At 42.1% G+C, this 20004-nt stretch carries 15 protein-coding genes; 9 read left to right on the top strand and 6 right to left on the bottom strand.

From position 1 onward, the window contains the following. Positions 1-13 precede the first annotated feature (13 nt). A complete protein-coding gene (locus G626_RS15075) occupies positions 14-1255 on the bottom strand; it encodes a lytic transglycosylase domain-containing protein (protein ID WP_022931159.1) in 1242 nt (413 codons plus the stop codon). After that, positions 1255-2325: a tetratricopeptide repeat protein gene (locus G626_RS0102200; RefSeq protein WP_022931160.1), complete on the bottom strand. Its 1071-nt coding sequence runs from the start codon at positions 2323-2325 to the stop codon at positions 1255-1257. The genes G626_RS15075 and G626_RS0102200 overlap by 1 nt, the downstream gene beginning before the upstream one ends. A gap of 125 nt (positions 2326-2450) precedes the next feature. Here G626_RS0102200 and G626_RS0102205 point away from each other — a divergent pair, with 125 nt between their 5' ends. The 8 genes from G626_RS0102205 to G626_RS0102240 all read left to right on the top strand — a co-directional run bounded on the left by G626_RS0102205 (position 2451) and on the right by G626_RS0102240 (position 13180). Beyond that, complete coding sequence (locus tag G626_RS0102205) at positions 2451-3068, top strand: hypothetical protein (protein ID WP_022931161.1); 618 nt, start codon at positions 2451-2453, stop codon at positions 3066-3068. A gap of 13 nt (positions 3069-3081) precedes the next feature. Next, positions 3082-4848, top strand: coding sequence for a tetratricopeptide repeat protein (locus G626_RS0102210; protein ID WP_022931162.1), 1767 nt, complete (start codon positions 3082-3084; stop codon positions 4846-4848). A gap of 138 nt (positions 4849-4986) precedes the next feature. Then, the gene (locus tag G626_RS0102215; RefSeq protein ID WP_022931163.1) at positions 4987-5589 is read left to right on the top strand and encodes a nucleotide exchange factor GrpE; all 603 of its coding nucleotides are present in this window, start codon (positions 4987-4989) and stop codon (positions 5587-5589) included. Between the two features lie 30 nt (positions 5590-5619). Next, positions 5620-7593 (top strand): molecular chaperone DnaK, encoded by a 1974-nt coding sequence (gene dnaK, locus G626_RS0102220; RefSeq protein WP_022931164.1) that lies wholly within the window; start codon positions 5620-5622, stop codon positions 7591-7593. Positions 7594-7679: 86 nt separating this feature from the next. After that, positions 7680-8831, top strand: a complete 1152-nt coding sequence (gene dnaJ, locus G626_RS0102225; protein ID WP_022931165.1) for a molecular chaperone DnaJ — start codon at positions 7680-7682, stop codon at positions 8829-8831. A 105-nt stretch (positions 8832-8936) separates the two neighbouring features. Then, positions 8937-10331 carry a PP2C family protein-serine/threonine phosphatase gene (locus G626_RS0102230; RefSeq protein ID WP_022931166.1) on the top strand — a complete coding sequence of 465 codons (1395 nt, stop codon included), beginning with the start codon at positions 8937-8939 and terminating at the stop codon, positions 10329-10331. Position 10332: 1 nt separating this feature from the next. Next, a complete protein-coding gene (locus G626_RS0102235; RefSeq protein WP_022931167.1) occupies positions 10333-12852 on the top strand; it encodes a PP2C family protein-serine/threonine phosphatase in 2520 nt (839 codons plus the stop codon). A gap of 1 nt (position 12853) precedes the next feature. Continuing rightward, on the top strand, positions 12854-13180 hold the full coding sequence (locus tag G626_RS0102240) for an STAS domain-containing protein (RefSeq protein ID WP_022931168.1): 327 nt from the start codon (positions 12854-12856) through the stop codon (positions 13178-13180). A gap of 87 nt (positions 13181-13267) precedes the next feature. On the opposite strand, the gene leuS is transcribed toward G626_RS0102240, so the two are convergent. The 4 genes from leuS to G626_RS0102260 form a co-directional block, all read right to left on the bottom strand. Continuing rightward, a complete protein-coding gene (gene leuS / locus G626_RS0102245; protein ID WP_022931169.1) occupies positions 13268-15820 on the bottom strand; it encodes a leucine--tRNA ligase in 2553 nt (850 codons plus the stop codon). A gap of 67 nt (positions 15821-15887) precedes the next feature. Further along, positions 15888-16388: a hypothetical protein gene (locus G626_RS15080; protein ID WP_022931170.1), complete on the bottom strand. Its 501-nt coding sequence runs from the start codon at positions 16386-16388 to the stop codon at positions 15888-15890. Next, positions 16385-17230 carry a metal ABC transporter permease gene (locus G626_RS0102255; RefSeq protein WP_022931171.1) on the bottom strand — a complete coding sequence of 282 codons (846 nt, stop codon included), beginning with the start codon at positions 17228-17230 and terminating at the stop codon, positions 16385-16387. The genes G626_RS15080 and G626_RS0102255 overlap by 4 nt, the downstream gene beginning before the upstream one ends. Continuing rightward, the gene (locus G626_RS0102260) at positions 17202-17888 is read right to left on the bottom strand and encodes a metal ABC transporter ATP-binding protein (RefSeq protein ID WP_022931172.1); all 687 of its coding nucleotides are present in this window, start codon (positions 17886-17888) and stop codon (positions 17202-17204) included. The genes G626_RS0102255 and G626_RS0102260 overlap by 29 nt, the downstream gene beginning before the upstream one ends. Before the next feature lie 155 nt (positions 17889-18043). Here G626_RS0102260 and G626_RS0102265 point away from each other — a divergent pair, with 155 nt between their 5' ends. Then, a complete protein-coding gene (locus G626_RS0102265; protein ID WP_022931173.1) occupies positions 18044-19942 on the top strand; it encodes a methyl-accepting chemotaxis protein in 1899 nt (632 codons plus the stop codon). Positions 19943-20004: the final 62 nt, after the last annotated feature.

A 20004-nucleotide genomic window follows, 5' to 3' on the forward strand; every position in this document is an offset into this window, starting at 1 on the left:
TTCTACAATCGGCTTATTTTGAAGGAATATAAAGTATTTTTCCAATTTTGAGGATTGCGTTTTCCTTTATGCCGTTGAGCTCGCAGATGGCACTTACGCTGGTTTTGTACTTGCGGGAAATAGACCAGAGGGAATCTCCTGCAACAACCGTATACTTAAAAGGAAATTCTACCGGTGTCAGGTTTGCAAGGGCGTCTTCGGCAGACTGTTTCATACCCAGGGGCAGTCGGATTTCGCTTGCTTTAGACGGATGGGTCATGCCCATTGTATAAGAAGGATTAAGGCGTTTGAGTGTTGCTGCATCCATGCGCATTTCCTGGGCCAGCTGATTGATGGAGTAGGCCTTGTGCACTGTAAGATAATCGAAGTTTCCGTTTTTTTCATTTTCCAGAAGCTCATATTCTTCCTTGTGGTTTGGAATGTCTATGCCGTAATACTCACTGTTGATTGCAAGGTCTGCAATGGCAATAAGCTTTGGAACATATTCGGCGGTTTGCTTTGAAAGATAGCCGTTTTCTGCCAGATACCAGAAATCTTTTACCCCGCCGGCTCTTTTAATGGCGCGGTTCATAGCACCAACTCCGCAGTTGTAGGCACCTATTGCAAGCAGCCAGTCATTAAAGATATTGTAGTTATCTGTAAGTTTTCGCAGTGCTGCATCTGTAGACTTCCATGGGTCAAGGCGTTCGTCTACAAAATCGTTGAGTGTAAGGAAGGGCCAGACGCTGTTTGCCATAAACTGCCACATGCCGATTGCACCTGAGCGGCTTTTTGCGCTTGTTTTGTAATTGGATTCTACTACCGGAAGGTATTCCAGCATTTCCGGCATCTGGCGGTCGCTTACTGCCTTTCGTACAAAAAGACGGTATTCCATTGCGCTTTCAAGGTAGCCTCTAAGCAGGGCAGACCATTTTGGGGACAGGTACATTTTTCGAAAGCGCTCAACTTCGGGTTTTGCAATTTCTTCATCAGAAATAAAGGATATGGCTATGTGCTCCGGAGGGGCTCCGTTTTCCTTATCCAGGGGATGCAGTTCTGGAAGGAGGGCGGTTTTTAAAAGCTCAAGAAAAGCTTCGTCTTCTACAACCTCTTCTTCCATAGGTTCTTCGGTAAAGGAGAGGGGAGCTGCGTCATCACTTGCAAGAGGTTCTGCGGCCGAGCTACCGGTGGTTTCGAGGGCCTCAACCACCGCATCTTCAGCAAACATGGAGGCAGAAATAATCAGTGCAGCAAAAATGGTGAAGATTTTTTTCATTACAGCTTATTTCCAAGGTAAATACCGGCCCATTCCCAGTTACCGTGAATATCCGGATCAAGCGGGAAATCAACCTTGCGGAAATACAGGTACCATACAGGAACATAAGAGTTCCAGCCCCAGGTTCTGAGGTATGCTTCGTTAGGGTTAGAGGCTTCGTCCAGACTGTCGTTATAGCGGATTCTCTTTCCACGCATCCATGAGTACATAGAAAACTCTTCCTGGGCATTGGCATCGTTTTCATCCTGCTTCCAGGACATAGAGAAAAAGTTTACCTTAGCCTTATATTTATCCAGAGAACGCCAGTCGTAATTGCGGATAGCCTTTTTAACGGCTTCTTCAAGGGCAGAAAGGCTTTCAAAGGTCCAGTCTTTAGAAGAATTATTAAAATCTACCAGGTGGCGGGCATTTTTGTAAGCATCCGGCTCGCCAGGAATCTGAATTGTAGTTGCATCAGGCTGTTCAAGGAAGAGAGAGTAGGTTTTGAGGGCCTGAGACCACTGGCTGTCGTTCTGATATTCCAGGGCAAGGCGCAGGTAAAGCTCTGTTGTGTTTACATTCTGAGGAAAACGGCTTATCAGTTCATTAAAATACTTAATTCTGTGAGAAGGTGTTTTACTTATCTGAATAAGCTTTTGCAGACAGATAAAGTGAGCCGAATTGCCTTTTATTAAAAGGTCGGGACACTGCTGTAAAATGCGGTCAAAATAGTATTCAGCAACCGGCTCTGCTCCCTGGGCAAGGTAGGCGTCTGCAGTCATCAAAAGCCAGTAGGAGTTGTACATATCATCCGGATTTTTATCTACCCAGTCTGTTAAAAAAAGAATGAGTCCCTGATAGTCCTTTTCGCTGCGAAGGGTATCTGCAATCTGTTTTATGAGGGAATATTTCTGTTTTCCATTAAATGTCTGTGATTCCAGCAGATTCTGCAGTTCCTGCTGGTGGTTTTGTAAAGCTTCTGTTTTCTGGGGATTTTTACTTGTTTTAGTGTTTTTACAGGCCGAAAATAATGTAAGTGGAATAAATAATGATATATATAGAAGATTAGTAATAATTCTTTTTAATTTCATATTTTTGAATTTATCATAGTGAATTGTTATTGTAAAGATTATTTTTTACTAGTATTATAGAAAAATAGGATACAAGCGCATTTCGATTGTAATTGAGTGTTATATTTATAGGGGAGCTGACCTATATGGATACTGAGAAAAATATAAAATCAATTTATGTCCTTTTAGTTTTTGGCATTCTTTTTGCATTTGGTTGTGCTGCCATTGCTCTGGTACAACCAGTCTCTACTTCTGCAAATATCTTAAATATAATTTTCATTGTTGCCCAGGCAGGAATTGGTCTTGCAACTCTTCTTATCGCAAAAAAAGTTACTAAAAAGTTTTTTCACTTTTTCATGGGACTTTTATATTTAAGCTGGAGTTTAATTTATCTTATTACATATATCTTTTTTTCATTTGCACTTCACGAAATGTGGCCTCTTTTAGGTGTTTCTGCAGGCCTTTTATGGTTTGTTGCCGGTAAATGGAAGTATAAGGTTTTAAAATTCGGTTATCTTATTCCTTCCATTACATTGTTTGGTATGGGCTGCTGGTATTCCTTTTTTTCTTTCGGCCTTATTAAACTTTCTTTCAGAACTGTTGCAATTACTCTGGGACCGCTCTTTATGCTCTTAATAGCTGTTTTTTTAATTTGTTTCTTCTTTTTGCAACAAAAGCACAAGGAACTTGTTTTCTCTGATGAGGAGACTGGAGTTTTTGCAGATGAAGAGGCATCTTTTAAGGCAGACGAAGACGACGAATAATCAGGAATAGAAGTTGGAAAAAACTTTTTGGGAAAAATCTATAATTCTCATTGCGCTGGCTGCTTTTGTTTTAAGCAGTCCGGCTTTTTCTGCTTCAAAAAAGAAAAAGAAATCAAAAGAAAAAGATACTGAACTTGTAAAAACAGAAACAACAGAAAATGTAGACGATACTTCTTATTCAATTAAACTTCCTGTAGAAAAAAATAAGAGGGAATATTTTTCTAAAGTTGATCCTGCAGTTTTAACAAATGTTTATAACGGCAGTCCGGATTCATTGCGCGAAGGAATGGCCCTTATGCGTAAGAAGACTACAGAATTTGATGAAAGTGAAAAGGTTCTTGCAGTTGTTTCTGCAGAAATAATGAAGCTTGTCTGGCCTTCGGAAAAAATTACCTGGGATATTCCTGTAGTAACAGAAGACAATCCATATACCGGAGCAATCTCTTCTGTAAAACAGGGTGTATTTGATTCCAGTACCGGTAATGTAGACTTTCTTACAACAATATTACCTGCCCTGGTAATAATGAATAATAATTCTGATATTTCAATTTATGAGCCTTGTGAAAATGCTCTTATGGCAGCCCTGCAGATTCAGGGTGATTCGGTTCTTGCAAATTATCTTTTATCAAAGGTATATGAGAAGAAACGAGGTTTTGAAAATGCAGAAAAATATATTTCACAGGCTTATGCGGCATCGCCAAAAACAAGCGAAATTAATCTTGCCTACTCAAGAATCTTGAGGGCAAACGGTAAACTTGCAGAGGCATCTCAGGTTCTTAATTCAATTGATAATACTGTAAATGATATAGCAGTTCTTAAACAGAATGCCTATATTTCTTTTGATGCAGGAGACTATGATTCTGCAGAAATGTATGTTGCAAGAGTTTTGCAGCAGACTCCAAATGATCTGGAGTTCCTCCTTTTCCGTGCAAAAATTCTTGTAGAAAAGAAAGATTACATACATGCAGTTTCTTTGCTTGATGTTTATGCCCGACAGGATTCTTCTTCTATTGATTATCTTGTTTTACGTGCAAAGGTTCAGCTGGACTGGAGTAAAAATACTGCTGCTGCCTCTGAAACTGTAGAAAAGGCCCTGCAGATGTACCCGGATAATGTGGATGCCCTTATGTTTGCAGCCCGCATTTCTTCTGAAACTGATTCACCTGTGGCAGGAAAATATGCAGATGAACTTGCAGCAAGGGTTCTGGAAAGAAGACCGGGTAATCAGGAAGCAATGACATATGCCTTAGACGGACTTATTCAGAGGGAAAACTGGCAGGAAGCTTATACTGCAAGCCGTAATCTTATTACTTACGGTAATGTCAGTCCTGCTGTTGTAGAAAAGTATGTAAAGGTTTGTCTTAAACTTGGTAAAAACAACGAAGCCTATGAATATGCAAAAACAAGATACGAAGCAAATACTTCAGATGAACTTCTTCTGGAATCCTATATTCTTGCCTATAGCAGGGTAGGTAACAGGGATGCAGTTTTAAAGTATATTGATTCTCTTATGGGGACAGCATCTCCAAAGGTAAAAAGTAATCTTTATTATAGAAGAAGTTATCTTCAGTTGACCGAAGAAAAGGCTCTGGCAGACCTGCGTTCAAGCCTTATCTCAAATCCTCGTAACAGTGATGCACTTTTCCGTCTTTACGAGCTTTATTATGCAAAACAGGACTACCGCAAGGCTCAGTATTACCTGCGCCAGGTAGTTGCCATAAATCCTAACGATTCTTCCTTCAAAAAACTCAACGAAGCCCTTACCAAGCTGATTCAGTAGTTTATAGAGAACGTCATTGCGAGGAGCGCAGCGACGAAGCAATCTATAAAATTCAAAAAAAAATCAAAAAAATATTGACGATTAACCCTCAAAATTAGTAATTTTAACTATAGAATATAATTTTCATGGTGGAAAAGAATGGCTGAAGAAAAAACAGAACAGACTGACCAGACAGAAGAAAAGGCAACTTCACAGAAAACTGCTGATTCACAGGCTGCAGACGGAGCTGAAAAGGCTGCCGAGACTGCTGCAGAAGGTGAAAAAAAGGAACTTACTCCGGAAGAGAAGATTGCTGCTCTTGAAAAAGAGAATGCTGACCTTAAAGATCAGCTCTTGCGCCGTGCAGCGGACTTTGACAACTACCGCAAGCGCATGATGAAAGAAAAGCAGGACACTTACGATTATGCTAACGCAGGACTTTTGGGCGACCTGCTTGATAGTTTGGATAATTTTGACCGTACAATTGATGCTGCAAAGGACGCAAAGGATGCAAAAGCAATTGCCGACGGTATCAAGATGATTAACAAGAATCTTGTAAAGATGCTCGAAGATAAATACGGTCTTACAGGCTACGGCAAGGAAGGAGATGAATTTAATCCTGACGAGCACGAAGCAATCGGCCGTATGGAAGATGAAAAAGCCAAGAAAGAAACTCTGGCTCAGGTTTATCTTAAGGGATATAAACTTAAAGATAAGGTAATTCGCCATGCGAAAGTTATGGTGAAGGTACCGAAGCAGTAATCACGTAAATAATATAGCGAGGTATATAAAATGGGAAAAATTATTGGTATTGACTTAGGAACAACAAACTCTTGTGTTGCCGTAATGGAAAACGGTGAACCAGTAGTAATTCAGAACTCAGAAGGTGGACGTACAACTCCATCTATCGTTGGTTTTACAGCTAAGGGAGACCGCATTGTTGGTGCACCTGCTAAAAACCAGATGGTAACAAATCCAAAGAACACAGTTTACTCTGTAAAGCGTCTTATCGGACACCGCTACAGTGAACTTCAGGGCGAAGCAACAAAGCTTCCATATACAATCATCGATAACGGTTCAGACTGCCGTGTAGAAGTAGAAGAGGGTGGAGCTAAAAAGCGCTACTCACCTCAGGAAATTTCTGCTTTCATTCTTCAGAAAATGAAGAAAACTGCTGAGGATTACCTTGGAACAGAAGTTACAGACGCTGTAATTACAGTACCTGCTTACTTCAACGACTCTCAGCGCCAGGCTACAAAGGATGCCGGTAAGATTGCAGGTTTGAACGTTCAGCGTATTATCAACGAGCCTACAGCCGCTTCTCTTGCTTTCGGTTTCAAACAGGATCAGGACAAGGAAAAGACAATCGCTGTATACGACCTTGGTGGTGGTACATTCGATATTTCTATTCTCGAACTTGCAGACGGCGTATTCGAAGTAAAATCTACAAACGGTGATACACACCTTGGTGGTGATGACTGGGACCGTGTTATTGTAAACTGGCTGATCGACGGCTTTAAGGCTGACACTGGCATTGACCTTTCTAAAGATCCAATGGCTATGCAGCGTCTTCGTGAAGCAGCTGAAAATGCAAAGATTCAGCTTTCTTCTCAGACTTCAACTGATATCAACCTTCCATTTATTACTGCTGATGCAACAGGTCCAAAGCACTTGCAGAAGTCTTTGACACGTGCTCAGTTTGAACAGATGACAGATGACCTTTACGAACGCACAAAGGAACCTTGCCGCAAGGCTCTCCAGGATGCCGGCATCACAGCAGACAAGATTGACGAGGTTCTCCTTGTTGGTGGTTCATCTCGTATGCCAAAGGTACAGGAAGTTGTTAAGGCAATCTTCGGAAAGGAAGGAAGCCGTGCTGTAAACCCAGATGAAGCAGTTGCTGTTGGTGCTGCAATTCAGGGTGGTGTACTCCAGGGTGATGTAAAGGATGTTCTTCTTCTTGATGTAACTCCTCTTTCACTTGGTATTGAAACAATGGGTGGCGTATTCACAAAGCTTATCCCAAGAAATACAACAATTCCTACAAAGAAGAGCCAGATCTTCTCTACAGCAGCTGATGGACAGACTGCAGTATCAATTCACGTACTTCAGGGTGAGCGTGAAATGGCTGATCAGAACCGTACACTTGGCCGCTTCGACCTCGTTGGTATTCCAGCCGCTCCTCGTGGTGTTCCACAGATTGAAGTTACCTTCGATATCGATGCTAACGGTATTGTTCACGTATCTGCTAAGGATCTTGGAACCGGTAAGGAACAGCACATTCAGATTACTTCTTCTTCAGGTTTGAGCGACGAAGAAATCGAAAAGATGGTTAAAGATGCAGAAGCAAATGCAGCTGCAGATAAGGCAAAGCGTGAAGGTGTTGATGCCCGCAACGAAGCAGACAGCCTGATTTATGCTACAGAAAAGACACTTAAGGATCTTGGAGACAAGGTTGACGGTGGCGAAAAGCAGAAGATTGAAGATGCAATGGCAGCCCTTAAGCAGGCTATGCAGGGCGACAATGTAGAAGATATCAAGGCTAAGACAGAAGCCCTCAAACAGGCTTCATACAAGATTGCTGAAGAACTCTATAAGCAGCAGGCCGCAGCCGGACAGGCAGGAGCAGGTGCTCAGGGCGCTGAAGGTGCCGCAGGTGCCGATGCCGGAGCTGATGCAGGTGCTGCAGGTGCTGAAAACAAGAGCGGCTTTGACAAAGGCTCAGCCGACGACGTTGAATACGAAGTTAAAGACGAAGACAAATAAAAAAATGGATTGCCACGTCGCTGCGCTCCTCGCAATGACGTCATTGCGAGCGTAGCGAAGCAATCCATGTATCAGGATAAATCAAAATGGCAAAACGCGATTATTACGAAGTATTAGGTGTAGACAAATCTGCTGATCAGGAAGCTATCAAAAAAGCTTACCGTAAGCTTGCTGTAAAATATCACCCGGACAGAAACCCGGGCGATAAAACTGCCGAGGAAAAATTCCGTGAGGCAACAGAAGCATACGAAGTTCTTTCTGATGCAGAAAAGCGACCTATTTACGACCAGTACGGTTTTGCCGGTCTTGACGGTATGGGAGCCGGAGGCGGTGGTGGAGCACAGTATTCACACGCCTTCCACGACTTCTCAGACCTCTTTGGAGGAGCCGGCGGCGGCTTCTCCGATATTTTTGACTCTATTTTTGGCGGCGGCTTTGGCGGCGGTTCAAGAAGCTCTCGCAGTTCTGGACCTGCAGCCGGTGCAAGTCTCCGCTATGACCTTCATATTCAGTTTAAGGATGCAGTTTACGGAACAACTGCAGACATTCATTTTAAGCACAACGAAGCCTGCGAAGCTTGTAAGGGTAGCGGTGCTGCTGCCGGCGCTTCTAAAAAGACTTGTCCTACCTGTAATGGTATGGGTCAGGTTCGCCAGGGTAACGGCTTCTTTACAATTCAGCAGACTTGTCCTAAGTGCGGTGGCCGCGGTACAACAATTGATAAGCCTTGTCCAAGTTGCCGTGGAACTGGTATTCAGGAAAAATCTAAGCAGATGTCTCTTAAGATTCCAGCTGGAGTTGATAACGGAAAACGTATCGTAATCCGCGGAATGGGAGATGCCGGTGAAAACGGTGGACCTGCAGGAGACCTTGTTGTTGTATTACACGTAGAACAGCATCCATTCTTTGAGCGCGATGGTGCAGATCTTTACTGCGCTGTTCCAATCTCTATTGCTCAGGCTGCTCTTGGCTGTGAAATCACAATTACAGCCCTTGATGGTAAGAAACTTGCCATCAAAATCCCTGATGGAACTGCAAACGGAAAACTTTTGCGCATAAAAGGCGAGGGTGTACCGCTTTCTGGTTCTTCACGCAAGGGTGATTTGTACGTAAAGATTATGGTTCAGGTACCAACACGCCTTTCAAGCAAACAGAAAGAGCTGCTTAAGGCCTATATGGACCTGGAAAATCCTCCTAAGGAACCAAACTTGCTGAATCTGTCTAAGCTCGGCGATTAATACGCACTTTTCCTTATTTATTGAACTTTTTTCCCAATTTTTCCGATAATATGATAGAATAGTATTATTCTATTTAAAATATTTGTTTAGGAATCAGGGGTAATCATGTACAAAACAAGGAAAAGAGCCGTCTTAATCTCTATAAATGTTTTGACAATCATATGCTTTATCGGGGCTTGCCTTCTGCTTTTACCGCAGAAAACCTCAGAAGGTTTTTCATGGATAACGCTGCTTGTTGCGTTTATAGTCTTTTTTGCTACCGTTTTCTGGGGAAACAGATTCCGTTCCTTCCTCATGGCCAAGGTTCGCAAAGACACTCTCGAAACCGGTGAAACAGTTATTCTCAACGACTTTATTGACAGACTTCGTTTCTGTTATTCCCTTGATGATTTTTATGTTGTAATTGGAGATGTTCTTGAAAAGCAGGGTGACTGTTCTGTTCTGCTTATTGACCGTACTAAAAATTACATCCTTTATAACAGTCCTAACCGTACTTCAACCTCTGAAACTGTAAGAAATAAACTGGACCAGCACTTTACAGAAAGCTGGCCTGAAGGTTTTTATTTCTTTGACCGCCATATTGGTGTAACAACAAACTATCGCAAAGCCCGCGGTTTCTTTATGTGCTGCGACGGCTATCATCTTTATGTATTCTGCCGCTATACAAGACTTTTCGACCTGGATGTATATAAGAGACTTTACGAAGAGTATAAGCGTTTTGTAAGCCGTTCAAGAACTATTACAACTCTTTCTGAAATTTCTGCTACAACAAAGGAATGGGAACAGCTTGCCGAAACCCAGCAGTCCTTCCTTCCTCAGAAGATTCCTAATATTCCAAAGCTTAAGATCGCAACTTATTACCGACCTCTCGTAAACGTATCGGGAGACTACTTCTCAATTCTTCCTATTGATTCTTCAAAGACACTGCTCATGCTTGGAGACGTATCAGGTAAGGGACTTCCTGCCGCACTTATCATGGGTCTGGTAATGAACACTGTAAAGATTATCGAAGACAAGGAAGATCTTGTTGGTGTACTTCATGCTATTGATAAGGCTATTAAGGGAATGCACCTTCAGGATAAATATACCGTATTGTTCCTGAGTATTGTTGATACAGAAAAAATGCGTATCCGTTATATCAATGCTTCCATGTCAGACCCTATCATTCTTTCACCTTCTCCAGACGGTTACCGAATCAAGCCTCTTACATCAAATGCTTCTCTTATCGGTATTCTTGATGTAGGTGATGTTACTGTTGCAGAAAAGCGCCTCTTCCGCGGAGACACCATTCTGATGGCAACCGACGGTGTATCTGAAGTTATGGATGATAGTGGAGTAGAGCTTGGTGATACTGATATCTATAAGAAGACACTTATGGCTGGTGCTGCAAAAGAGCCTCAGCAGATGGTTGATGATATTGTAGACCTTATTATGAAATACAACGGTGATAAAAAACTTCATGATGACGTTACAATGATGATTGCCAAGGTAGGTTACTAATATGATTTATATAATTCTTAATATAGTTTGTGCTTTGTTTATAGTCTTCTTTACTCATCTTATTGATAGTAAAGCAAAATCAGATAACCTGGGAGTTTCATCTTTCTCTGTAGCGATGCTCGTTGCAACAATCGAGTCAATTCTTTTTGTACTTGTGCTTATAATGCGTTTCACTAACTTTGAGTCGCTTATAGTTCCTGTAATGAGAATCTGTCTTTCTCTTGATGGAATTTCCTTTGTAATTGTAGGATTTGGTATTTTTGAAATTGGAAGACCTAAAAAACTTTTGATTACTTCGATTTTAAAATATGGTCTCATCATCTTTGCAGTATTCATTTCATTCTTTAAGTTTACAACAATTGATGTTTCCTTTGAACACGGAATCGTAATCGCTTCAGAATATCTTATTCCGGCACCTGCCCGTGAATTCTTCCCGCTTACCTGGACAGCTCTCTTTACATATCTTTACCGTTATGTAATTCCTGTTACAGGACTTCTCTTCCTTGTTATTTTGCAGGAAGATAAGAATGCAACCCAGCTTGAAAAATACCAGACTTCAGTAATGACAGAAGGTGTTCTTTTGATGTGGGCTATCAATCTTGCAATTAAGTATATCTCTGCATCGGCACCAGCCTTCTCACTGCTGTTTATGTTCTCATATCTCTTTATGTACGTTGTATTCTTTATGGCGCTCACAAAGATTTCGGTTCCTTCCGGCAAGGCTATGTTCGTTACTATGTTTAAGACTGTAGTATCATATATCGTGCCGGCTGCCGCAGTAGGTTTCCTTTCTATGATTCTTCAGCCTCTTGGTGGCGCCTATACATCAACCTTTATTGCAGAATTTGTAATTTATTCAATAGTAGCAGTTCTCTTCTCTCTCTGGATTTCTTCTGTGCTTTCTTCTTCTTCAAAACTTTATACTGCAGATTATGAAGCCTCACTCGAAAAGGAACTTGCACGTATTGATTACCGCGAAGCAGAAATGGACCAGATTACTGCTAAGATGTTTGAAATCATGCGCCGCAACGTAGAATCTTCTTCTATGACAGTTTACATTCTTACTGGTCAGAACGAACTTGATGTAGCATATTCTTCAAATAAAATGGAAAATAAGATTCCTTTGAATAACCCGATGTTCGATACTCTTCTTAATATTGGTAAGAGTATTGTCATTAAGAGTCAGATTGAAAAGGAACATGATATTTCTTCAGTTCAGAAGGAACTTACAGCTTTCTTTGAACAGACAAAATCAGATGCCTTCTTTATCTTAAATGAAGGTCACAACATCTTTGGTATCATCACTCTTGGTAAAAAGGCCTCTGGCGACCACTATAAGGAATATGACTACAACGTATTTGTAAAGCTCTATTCTTACTTCTTCGTATTCGGTTACTACATGCGTAACATTTCTAACAAAGATGTATTGAGTGTCGTAAACCGCGAAATTAAGATGTCTTCTCAGATCATTACTTCCATTCAGGAAAACATTGATCATGTTAAGTCTCCAAAGGTTGATATCGGCTATATGATGGTTCCTGCTCACAACATTGGTGGTGAGTTTATTGATATGATTCGTCTTACAGAAAATCGTCACCTCTTTGTAGTAGGCGACCTTTCAGGAAAGGGTATTGCGGCTTCTATGAACATGGTCATCTTAAAGTCCATCATTCGTTCTTATCTTGCAGAAGTTCATGACTTTAAGCAGCTGGTTGTAAAGCTTAATACCTTTGTAAGAGATTCTTTGCCAAAGGGAACAATCTTTGCCGGACTTTTTGCCCTTATTGATTTTGAAACTGATACAATGTACTACATCAACTGTGGTGTTCCAGCCCTCATGATGTATACCCAGGTTTATAACAACGTAATCGAGATTCAGGGTTCGGGCCATGTTCTCGGATTCGTAAAAGACCTTACACCTTATGTTTCTGTAAAAACTACAAAGCTTAACCATGGTGATATCATCATGGCTTGTACAGATGGTTTGATTCAGTCTCACTCACTTCGTGGTGAACAGTTTGGTAAGGAACGCGTTCAGCAGGCTGTTCTTGATAACTCTACTTATCCGGCTCAGCGTATGGCCCAGTTTACTTTTGAAGGACTGTTAAAGTTCATGTCAAAGGAAATGGAAGACGACGTTTCTATTCTCGTAATCAAATACGAAGGTCTGCCGGAAGAGAAGAAGGAAGAAGTGGCTGACGCTCCTGCTGAGGGCGAAAATGTTGCAGCAGAAGCAGGTGAAAATGCGGAAGCTGAATCGGCTGCTTCTGAAGAGGCTCCGGTTGAAGCACCTGTAGATTCTCAGATGGAAGCTGTAGCAGATGAAACTGTAACTCCAGAATCTGCACAGGCAGAAATGGAAGCAGCAGCTGCAGAAGAAACTGCTGCTCCAGAGCCAGAACCTGAAGCTCCTGCAGAAGAAAAAAAGGAAATACCTGTTGATGATATGACAATGCCGGAAGGCTTTGAAATGCCAGATTTAAGCGATCTTGATGCAATGATGAAGGAGGCTGGTTTATAATATGGAACAGTTATCAATTGTAGAAAAAGACGGTGCAAACTATCACTTATATGAACTCGAAGGCGCTTTGAACGCCTATACAATCGGTGAATTTCAGAACACTTTGTATGAGGCTGTTCACAAGAACAACATCGTACTTGATATGTCAAAGCTCGTAGAACTTGATCCTGCAGGAATCGGCTTTTTGATGGCAGCCTTCAACGACAGCGAAGATGTTGGAAATAAATTGTATTTTATGTCGATGTCAAACGAAGCAGAAAAAGCAATTTCTGCGACGGGGTTTAAATACTTATTCAACCTGATAAACTCGGTGACAGAAGTTAATTAACCGGCTCATATAAAAAAATTCCCCGGCTTGCCCGGGGAATAATTATTTAACTTGCCGTCATTGCGAGGAGCGCAGCGACGTGGCAATCTACTTAACTACGATGTTAACCAGTTTGTCCTTAACAACAATACATTTTACTATCTCATGACCATCAGTGAACTTCTTTACACCGTCACGAGCAAATGCAATTTCCTTAAGGCTATCATCAGATGAACCAGGTGCTGCTTCAAATGTATCGCGTTTCTTACCATTAACCATTACAACGATTGTCTTTACATCATCCTTTGCAAAGTCTTCGTTAATCTTTGGCCAAGCCACGTAAGCGATAGTTTCCTTGTTTCCAAGTTTCTCCCAGAGTTCTTCGCCGAGGTGTGGTGCATATGGTGAAAGTACTTTTACGAAGTCGCTCCACATTGCCTTTGGAACTTCAGGAAGCTTTGAGAGCTCGTTGATGAAAATCATCATCTGGCTGATTGCTGTGTTGAAGTTCAAGGTTGCGGTATCATCAGTTACCTTTTTGATTGTCTGGGCAAAAGTCTTGCGGGCAGAAATCAAAGCTTTGTCTTCGAGTTTGCCTGTGATGTCGATGTCGCTCATTGGTTTTTCAGAAACTGACCAAACCTTTTCAAGGAAGCGGTGAATACCAACAATACCCTGAGTAGCCCATGGCTTAGACATTGTAAGAGGTCCCATGAACATTTCGTACATACGTACAGAGTCTGCACCGTAAGCTTTAATTTCATCATCAGGATTTACTACGTTTTTCAAAGATTTAGACATCTTAGCAACAATCTGCTCGAGTTCTTCGCCGGTTGCTTTTTCGTAGTATTTTCCATCATCCTTCTGTTCAACTTCATCAACTGGAACCAGAGTCTTGTTCTTTCTCTGGAAGGCGAATGAAGTAATCATACCCTGGTTTACAAGGCGCTGGAAAGGTTCTTTTGTGCTTACTACACCAATATCATAAAGTACCTTGTGCCAGAAGCGGGCATAGAGAAGGTGAAGAACGGCGTGCTCAGCACCACCAATGTAGAGGTCTACAGGCATCCAGTACTTTTCTTTTTCTGGAGCACAGAAAGCCTTGTCGTTGTGTGGGTCCAGGTAGCGCAGGTAGTACCAGCAGCTTCCTCCCCACTGAGGCATTGTGTTTGTTTCTCGCTTAGCAGGTTTACCGCACTTTGGACACTTGCAGTTTACCCATGAATCAATAGCAGCAAGAGGAGACTCACCGGTTCCTGTAGGCTGATATGATTTTACCTCAGGAAGCTTCAATGGGAGCTCTTCTTCCGGAACCGGAACTGTTCCACAGTCTGGACAGTGTACCAGAGGAATTGGTTCACCCCAGTAGCGCTGGCGGCTGTAAACCCAGTCGCGGAGTTTATAGTTGATAGCCTTGCGGCCGATTTTCTTTTCTTCGAGGAATTCCAGCATCTTTGCAATTGCGTCTGCCTTGTTGAGGCCGTCGAGAAATTCTGAGTTTACGTGGATTCCGTCCTGTGTCCAGGCCTGCTGCTGTACATCAACTTCAGATTTGAGAACTTCGATGATAGGAAGATTGAACTTCTTAGCAAATTCCCAGTCACGGTCATCGTGAGCAGGTACAGCCATAATTGCACCAGTACCGTAAGAAATCAAAACGTAGTCTGCAATCCAGATTGGAATGAGTTTTCCATTTACAGGGTTGATTGCGTAGCTTCCAGAGAATACACCGGTCTTGTCCTTTGCAAGGTCTGTACGCTCAAGATCAGACTTCTTTGCTGCAGCTTCCTGATAAGCCTTAACAGCGTCTGCCTGCTCAGCAGTTGTGATTTCAGGAATAATTTTGTGTTCCGGTGAAACTACCATGTAAGTAGCTCCGAACAATGTGTCGCAGCGGGTAGTGTAAACTGTAAGCTTGTTATCAGTTGGCTTTCCGTCTTTATCTGCTACAGTAAAGGTAACTTCGGCACCTGTTGATTTTCCAATCCAGTTGTGCTGCATTGCCTTTACGCTTTCCGGCCAGTCAAGGCCTTCAAGGTCTGCATCCAGGCGGTCTGCATAATCAGTAATTTTCAAAATCCACTGGCGGATTGTTTTGTGAGTTACTTCTGCACCACAGCGGTCGCACTTTCCGTCTTTTACTTCCTCGTTTGCAAGACCAGTCATACAAGAAGGACACCAGTTGATTGGAGTCTGTGCTTCGTAAGCCAATCCCTTCTTGTAGAGCTGGAGGAAAATCCACTGTGTCCATTTGTAGTAGTCCGGCTCACAGGTAGATACACAGCGGTCCCAGTCGTAGCTGAAGCCGAGCGACTTAATCTGCTGTGTAAAGTGTTCGATATTTGCGTTAGTTGTTGTCTTTGGATGAGTTCCAGTCTTAATTGCATAGTTTTCTGCAGGAAGACCAAAAGCGTCGTATCCCATAGGATGGAGTACGTTATATCCATTCATGCGCAGGTAGCGGCAGTAAATATCTGTTGCAGTGTAGCCTTCCGGATGACCTACATGTAGTCCGGCTGCACTTGGATAAGGGAACATATCAAGGACATACATGCGTTTGTCTGCAGGATACTTTTCGTCCTCTGTTACCTTAAAAGTTTTGTGTTCGTCCCAATACTTCTGCCATTTAGGCTCGATTGATTCAAATGGATACTTGCTCATACACGCCTCACAATTTATTTAAAATGATTGAAATATTATAGTAAAATTTAAGAGGTCTGTGAAGAACTTAAAACTCAACAGAGCTGGCGTCTAGATAATTGTAGGTAATTCCATCATTTTCAATGAGCTTGTAAATGCCGGTTACGGTGATGTCCTGTCCAGGTTCTGGAAAATCGTCCGGATATTTATGATTTCCAGGCCATACGAACTCCAGTCCCTGCTGGCAGCAGGCTGTAGCATCCGGGACAACTACGGCATAGTAGAGTTCACCTGTCTGTGGATCTGTGTAAGTTTCGAACCAGCCTGAAACCTTTATGTTTTTTTCGACATAATCTTCCGGCATTACCAGCATGTCGAACATTGTTGAGTAAATCATTGTTGCGGACATTTTTGTCAGGTCCAGATCGATTTTTGATGGATCGGAGCTGGCGGTGGAGCTGGTTCCGTGAGCCTCAGCCACCGAAGTTTTTGCGGCTGCAGCAGCCTGGAGCCCAGAGTTATCGGTTTTGTCTTTTGCTTTACATGAGAGCAAAGTTAAGCATGTCAGTAAAATCAGAATCTTTTTCATTTTATAAAAACTCCCACAGCTGTAAAGAGCAGGAAGGCTGCAAGGTCAACGGCAACAATTGTGCTTCCAACCGGAGTGCCTGCGAGAACTGAAATCAAAAGACCTGTTACCGAACATACAACAGAAACCACTGCCGAACACACTGTTACAGAACGGAAGCTTTTGAAAACTCTCATTGCAGAGAGGGCGGGGAAAATTACCAGTGCAGAAATCAAAAGGGAACCAACAAGGTTCATTGCAAGCACAATAATCACCGCAATAATAATTGCAATTACAAGATTATAAATCTGAGCATGAGTTCCTACTGCGGTTGCAAAATTTTCATCGAAGGTTACGCAGAAGATTTTGTTATAGAAGATAATGAAGGCAATTATTACTGCCACCGAGAGCCCTGTACAAAGCCATACTTCACCAATGGTGAGCGTTAGGATTGAGGTTGAGCCGAAGAGGGTGCTGCATACGTCGCCGGTGATGTTTGATGAAGTTGAAAAAATATTCATCAAAAGATAACCGATTGCAAGGGATGCTACAGAAATCATGGCAACTGCGGCGTCTCCCTGAATTTTTGTGTTACGGCCGGTACGAAGCAATAGTACGGCACATAAAATTGTAAGAGGGAGAACTATGTACATATCATTAGGAATCTTAATGAAGGTGCCTAAAACAGTTGCAAGACAGATTCCGCCAAAAGCTACGTGAGAAAGTCCGTCGCCTATAAATGAAAAGCGTTTGAGTACCAGGGTAACGCCCAGCAGGGAAGAGCAGAGGGAAATTAAAACTCCTACTATGAAGGCGTAGCGTACAAAGGCAAAACTAAAGTATGTTGCTAAGGTGTCTATCATATTCTTTTACGTCTCCAAAAAAACTTGCGCCGCCACTTCCGATGTGAAGCACATGGCTGGCATATTTTAGCGCGGCATCTGTATCGTGGGAAATCATTATGATTGTGATTCCGTCTTTATTTAACTGTTCTATAAGGTCGTACATTTCCTGGGTGGCTGCAGGGTCAAGACCGGTTACAGGTTCGTCGAGTAAAAGCATTTTCTGGGCGGCGCAGAGGGCACGGGCAAGCAGGGTTCTCTGCTGCTGACCACCGGAAAGTTCACGGTAGCATTTTTTTGCCAGGTGGGTAATACCAAGTTTTTCCATTGCGGCCAGGGCAAGTTCTTTTTCTTCTTTTATATAAAAGGGGCGGCGGCCGCATCGAGACTGACATCCGGAAAGAACAATTTCTCTGACACTGGCCGGGAAGTCTCTCTGCACATCTGTCTGCTGAGGCAGGTAGCTGATTTCATCGGGGAGAAGACCATCGCCGGTTTCAATAGTTCCTGCGAGTGGTTTTAGAAGCCGCAAAATAGTCTTCATCAGCGTGGTTTTTCCAGAGCCGTTTTCGCCCACTATGCAGAGATAGTCGCCCTTGTTTACGCTGAAGGAGAGATTTTCTATTACTGTTTTTGTACCATACCCCAGGGTAAGGTTCTTACATTCTAGTTGAGACATTAAAAAGTCCTGTCACCCCGAACTTGATTCGGGGTCTCAAGTTATAGATGCTGAATCAAGTTCAGCATGACGATTAAAATTGATAATGATTATCAAATTATACATATATTTTATTATTTTACAATATGTATTTTCTATAATATAATTATACAATTATGACAGTATTTGCTACTTTTGTTATAGTATTATTTGCAGTCACTTATGCAAGTGTACTGACATTGAGATGGTTTGCCCTTGAGTTTATTTACAATGATGTTGCCGCCATGTGGGGAGGTACTCTTCCTAATATCATGGTTGCATCTTTGCTTTTGTTTATTGCCGTTGCCATAGGGTATTTTATATCAAAGCCTTTTGATCAGATAGTTAAAAAGATTCAGACGGAAGGGCGAAAAGCCACTAAGGATGAAATTGCAGCCTGCCTTAAAAGCTACAGGGGAATCATTCTTCTTATTATTGCTGCAAACGTAATCGGATTTTTTATCGGTCAGATTATCATTGTGTATATCGGAATTGCAAACGGATCAAACGTGTATTATTTTTCGCGCGTTTTCCTGGTTGTAGCACAGGCTATGGGCTTTGGAGGTATTTCTGCAATTACAGCAATTAAGATTGTAGATTATCTTCTTATCAAAAAGCGTGAGATGCTGGAGATGGGGTCTATTGTCGAATTCAGAAGCCGCTCTTCAAAAATCTCTATTTCAATTGGTCTGGTTTTCTTCCTTTCGCTATACTTCCTGGGTATCAACATGCTTACTGTTCCTTATGGAATTCTTCTGGAATCACACAATGGAACTTTCCAGGGGGATCTGCTGATAGCCTTTTTTAAGAAGGGTGCACTCTGTATCATTCTTTCTACTGTTATTGGTGCAGTTCCATTTCTTACCGTTCTTCACGGCCTTTCACAGCGAATCAAACTTACATCAAGACTTCTTGATGATATTGCAAACAACGGTGACCTTACCTGCCGAATCAATATCAATATGATTGATGACTTTGGTGTTCTTATTTCTTCTGTAAATACTTTGATTGAAAAGCTTTCTTCTATGATTAAGGACTTTAAGGCAGAGACAAATGCCGTAACTGAGTCGGCCGGAATTATTTCAAAATCTGCACGTTATGCTACCGGTGCTATCGGCGTTATGAATCATTCACTTCAACATATTGATGAAAACTCTAAAAAGCAGGATGAGCTTGTTTCTGTTACCGGTGAAAATCTTGTAATGCTTGCAGATTCTATTGATACTGTAAAACTACACGTTACTCAGCAGACAGAAGCAGTTCAGAGTATTTCTACTGCTATTTCTAAGATGACCGACAGTATTTCCAGCGTTGCTAATACTGCTAAGCAGGCCCAGGAGGTTTCTCAGGGGCTTTCTGAACGTTCTGATATTGGTAACACTGCTGTTGAACATGCTGTAAGTACAATGAAAGAGATTCAGACTGTATCAGAAGAAGTTAGAAAGCTTTTGAAGGTTATTCAGGGTATTGCGGCTCAGACAAATCTCCTTTCTATGAACGCTGCAATTGAGGCGGCACATGCAGGTGAATTTGGTGCGGGCTTTGCGGTTGTTGCAGACGAGGTTCGTTCTCTGGCTTCTTCTTCATCTTCAAGTGCCCGCAATATTCAGGTTAAGATTAAAGAGATGATGGAAAAGACTACGGCCGGTGTAGAGGCTATTACTTCTGCCGGTACAGCCTTCCAGGGAATCCGTGATAATGTAATTGAAAATGCGGCTCTCGTAAAGAATATTTATGATGCTATGATTGAGCAGAATCAGGGCGCAGCCGATACTAAGCAGGCTGCCGATGACCTTGTAGAAGCCATTCATGCTATTCGTGATCTGGCGGAAGAGGAAACAGAAGAGGCGGGTAAGCTGCGCGAGTCTATGGATGCGGTAGTTGCGGCTTCTAAGTCTACTGTAGCTGCGGTTCAGGAAAGTATGGAAGCTACGGCTAATATGAAAATGACTGTTGAAAAGGTTGATTCATCTGCAGCCGGCAACGTAGAGTCGGTAGAAAAGATTCACAACCATGTTGAACAGTTTATCGTTTAGAGAAACTGATGTTTGTCTGGTAGTACAATGAACTATTGGACAGACGGATATAAAAGAATAAA

The sequence above is a fragment of the Treponema bryantii NK4A124 genome, assembly GCF_000421345.1.
GTDB lineage: Bacteria > Spirochaetota > Spirochaetia > Treponematales > Treponemataceae > Treponema_D > Treponema_D bryantii_B.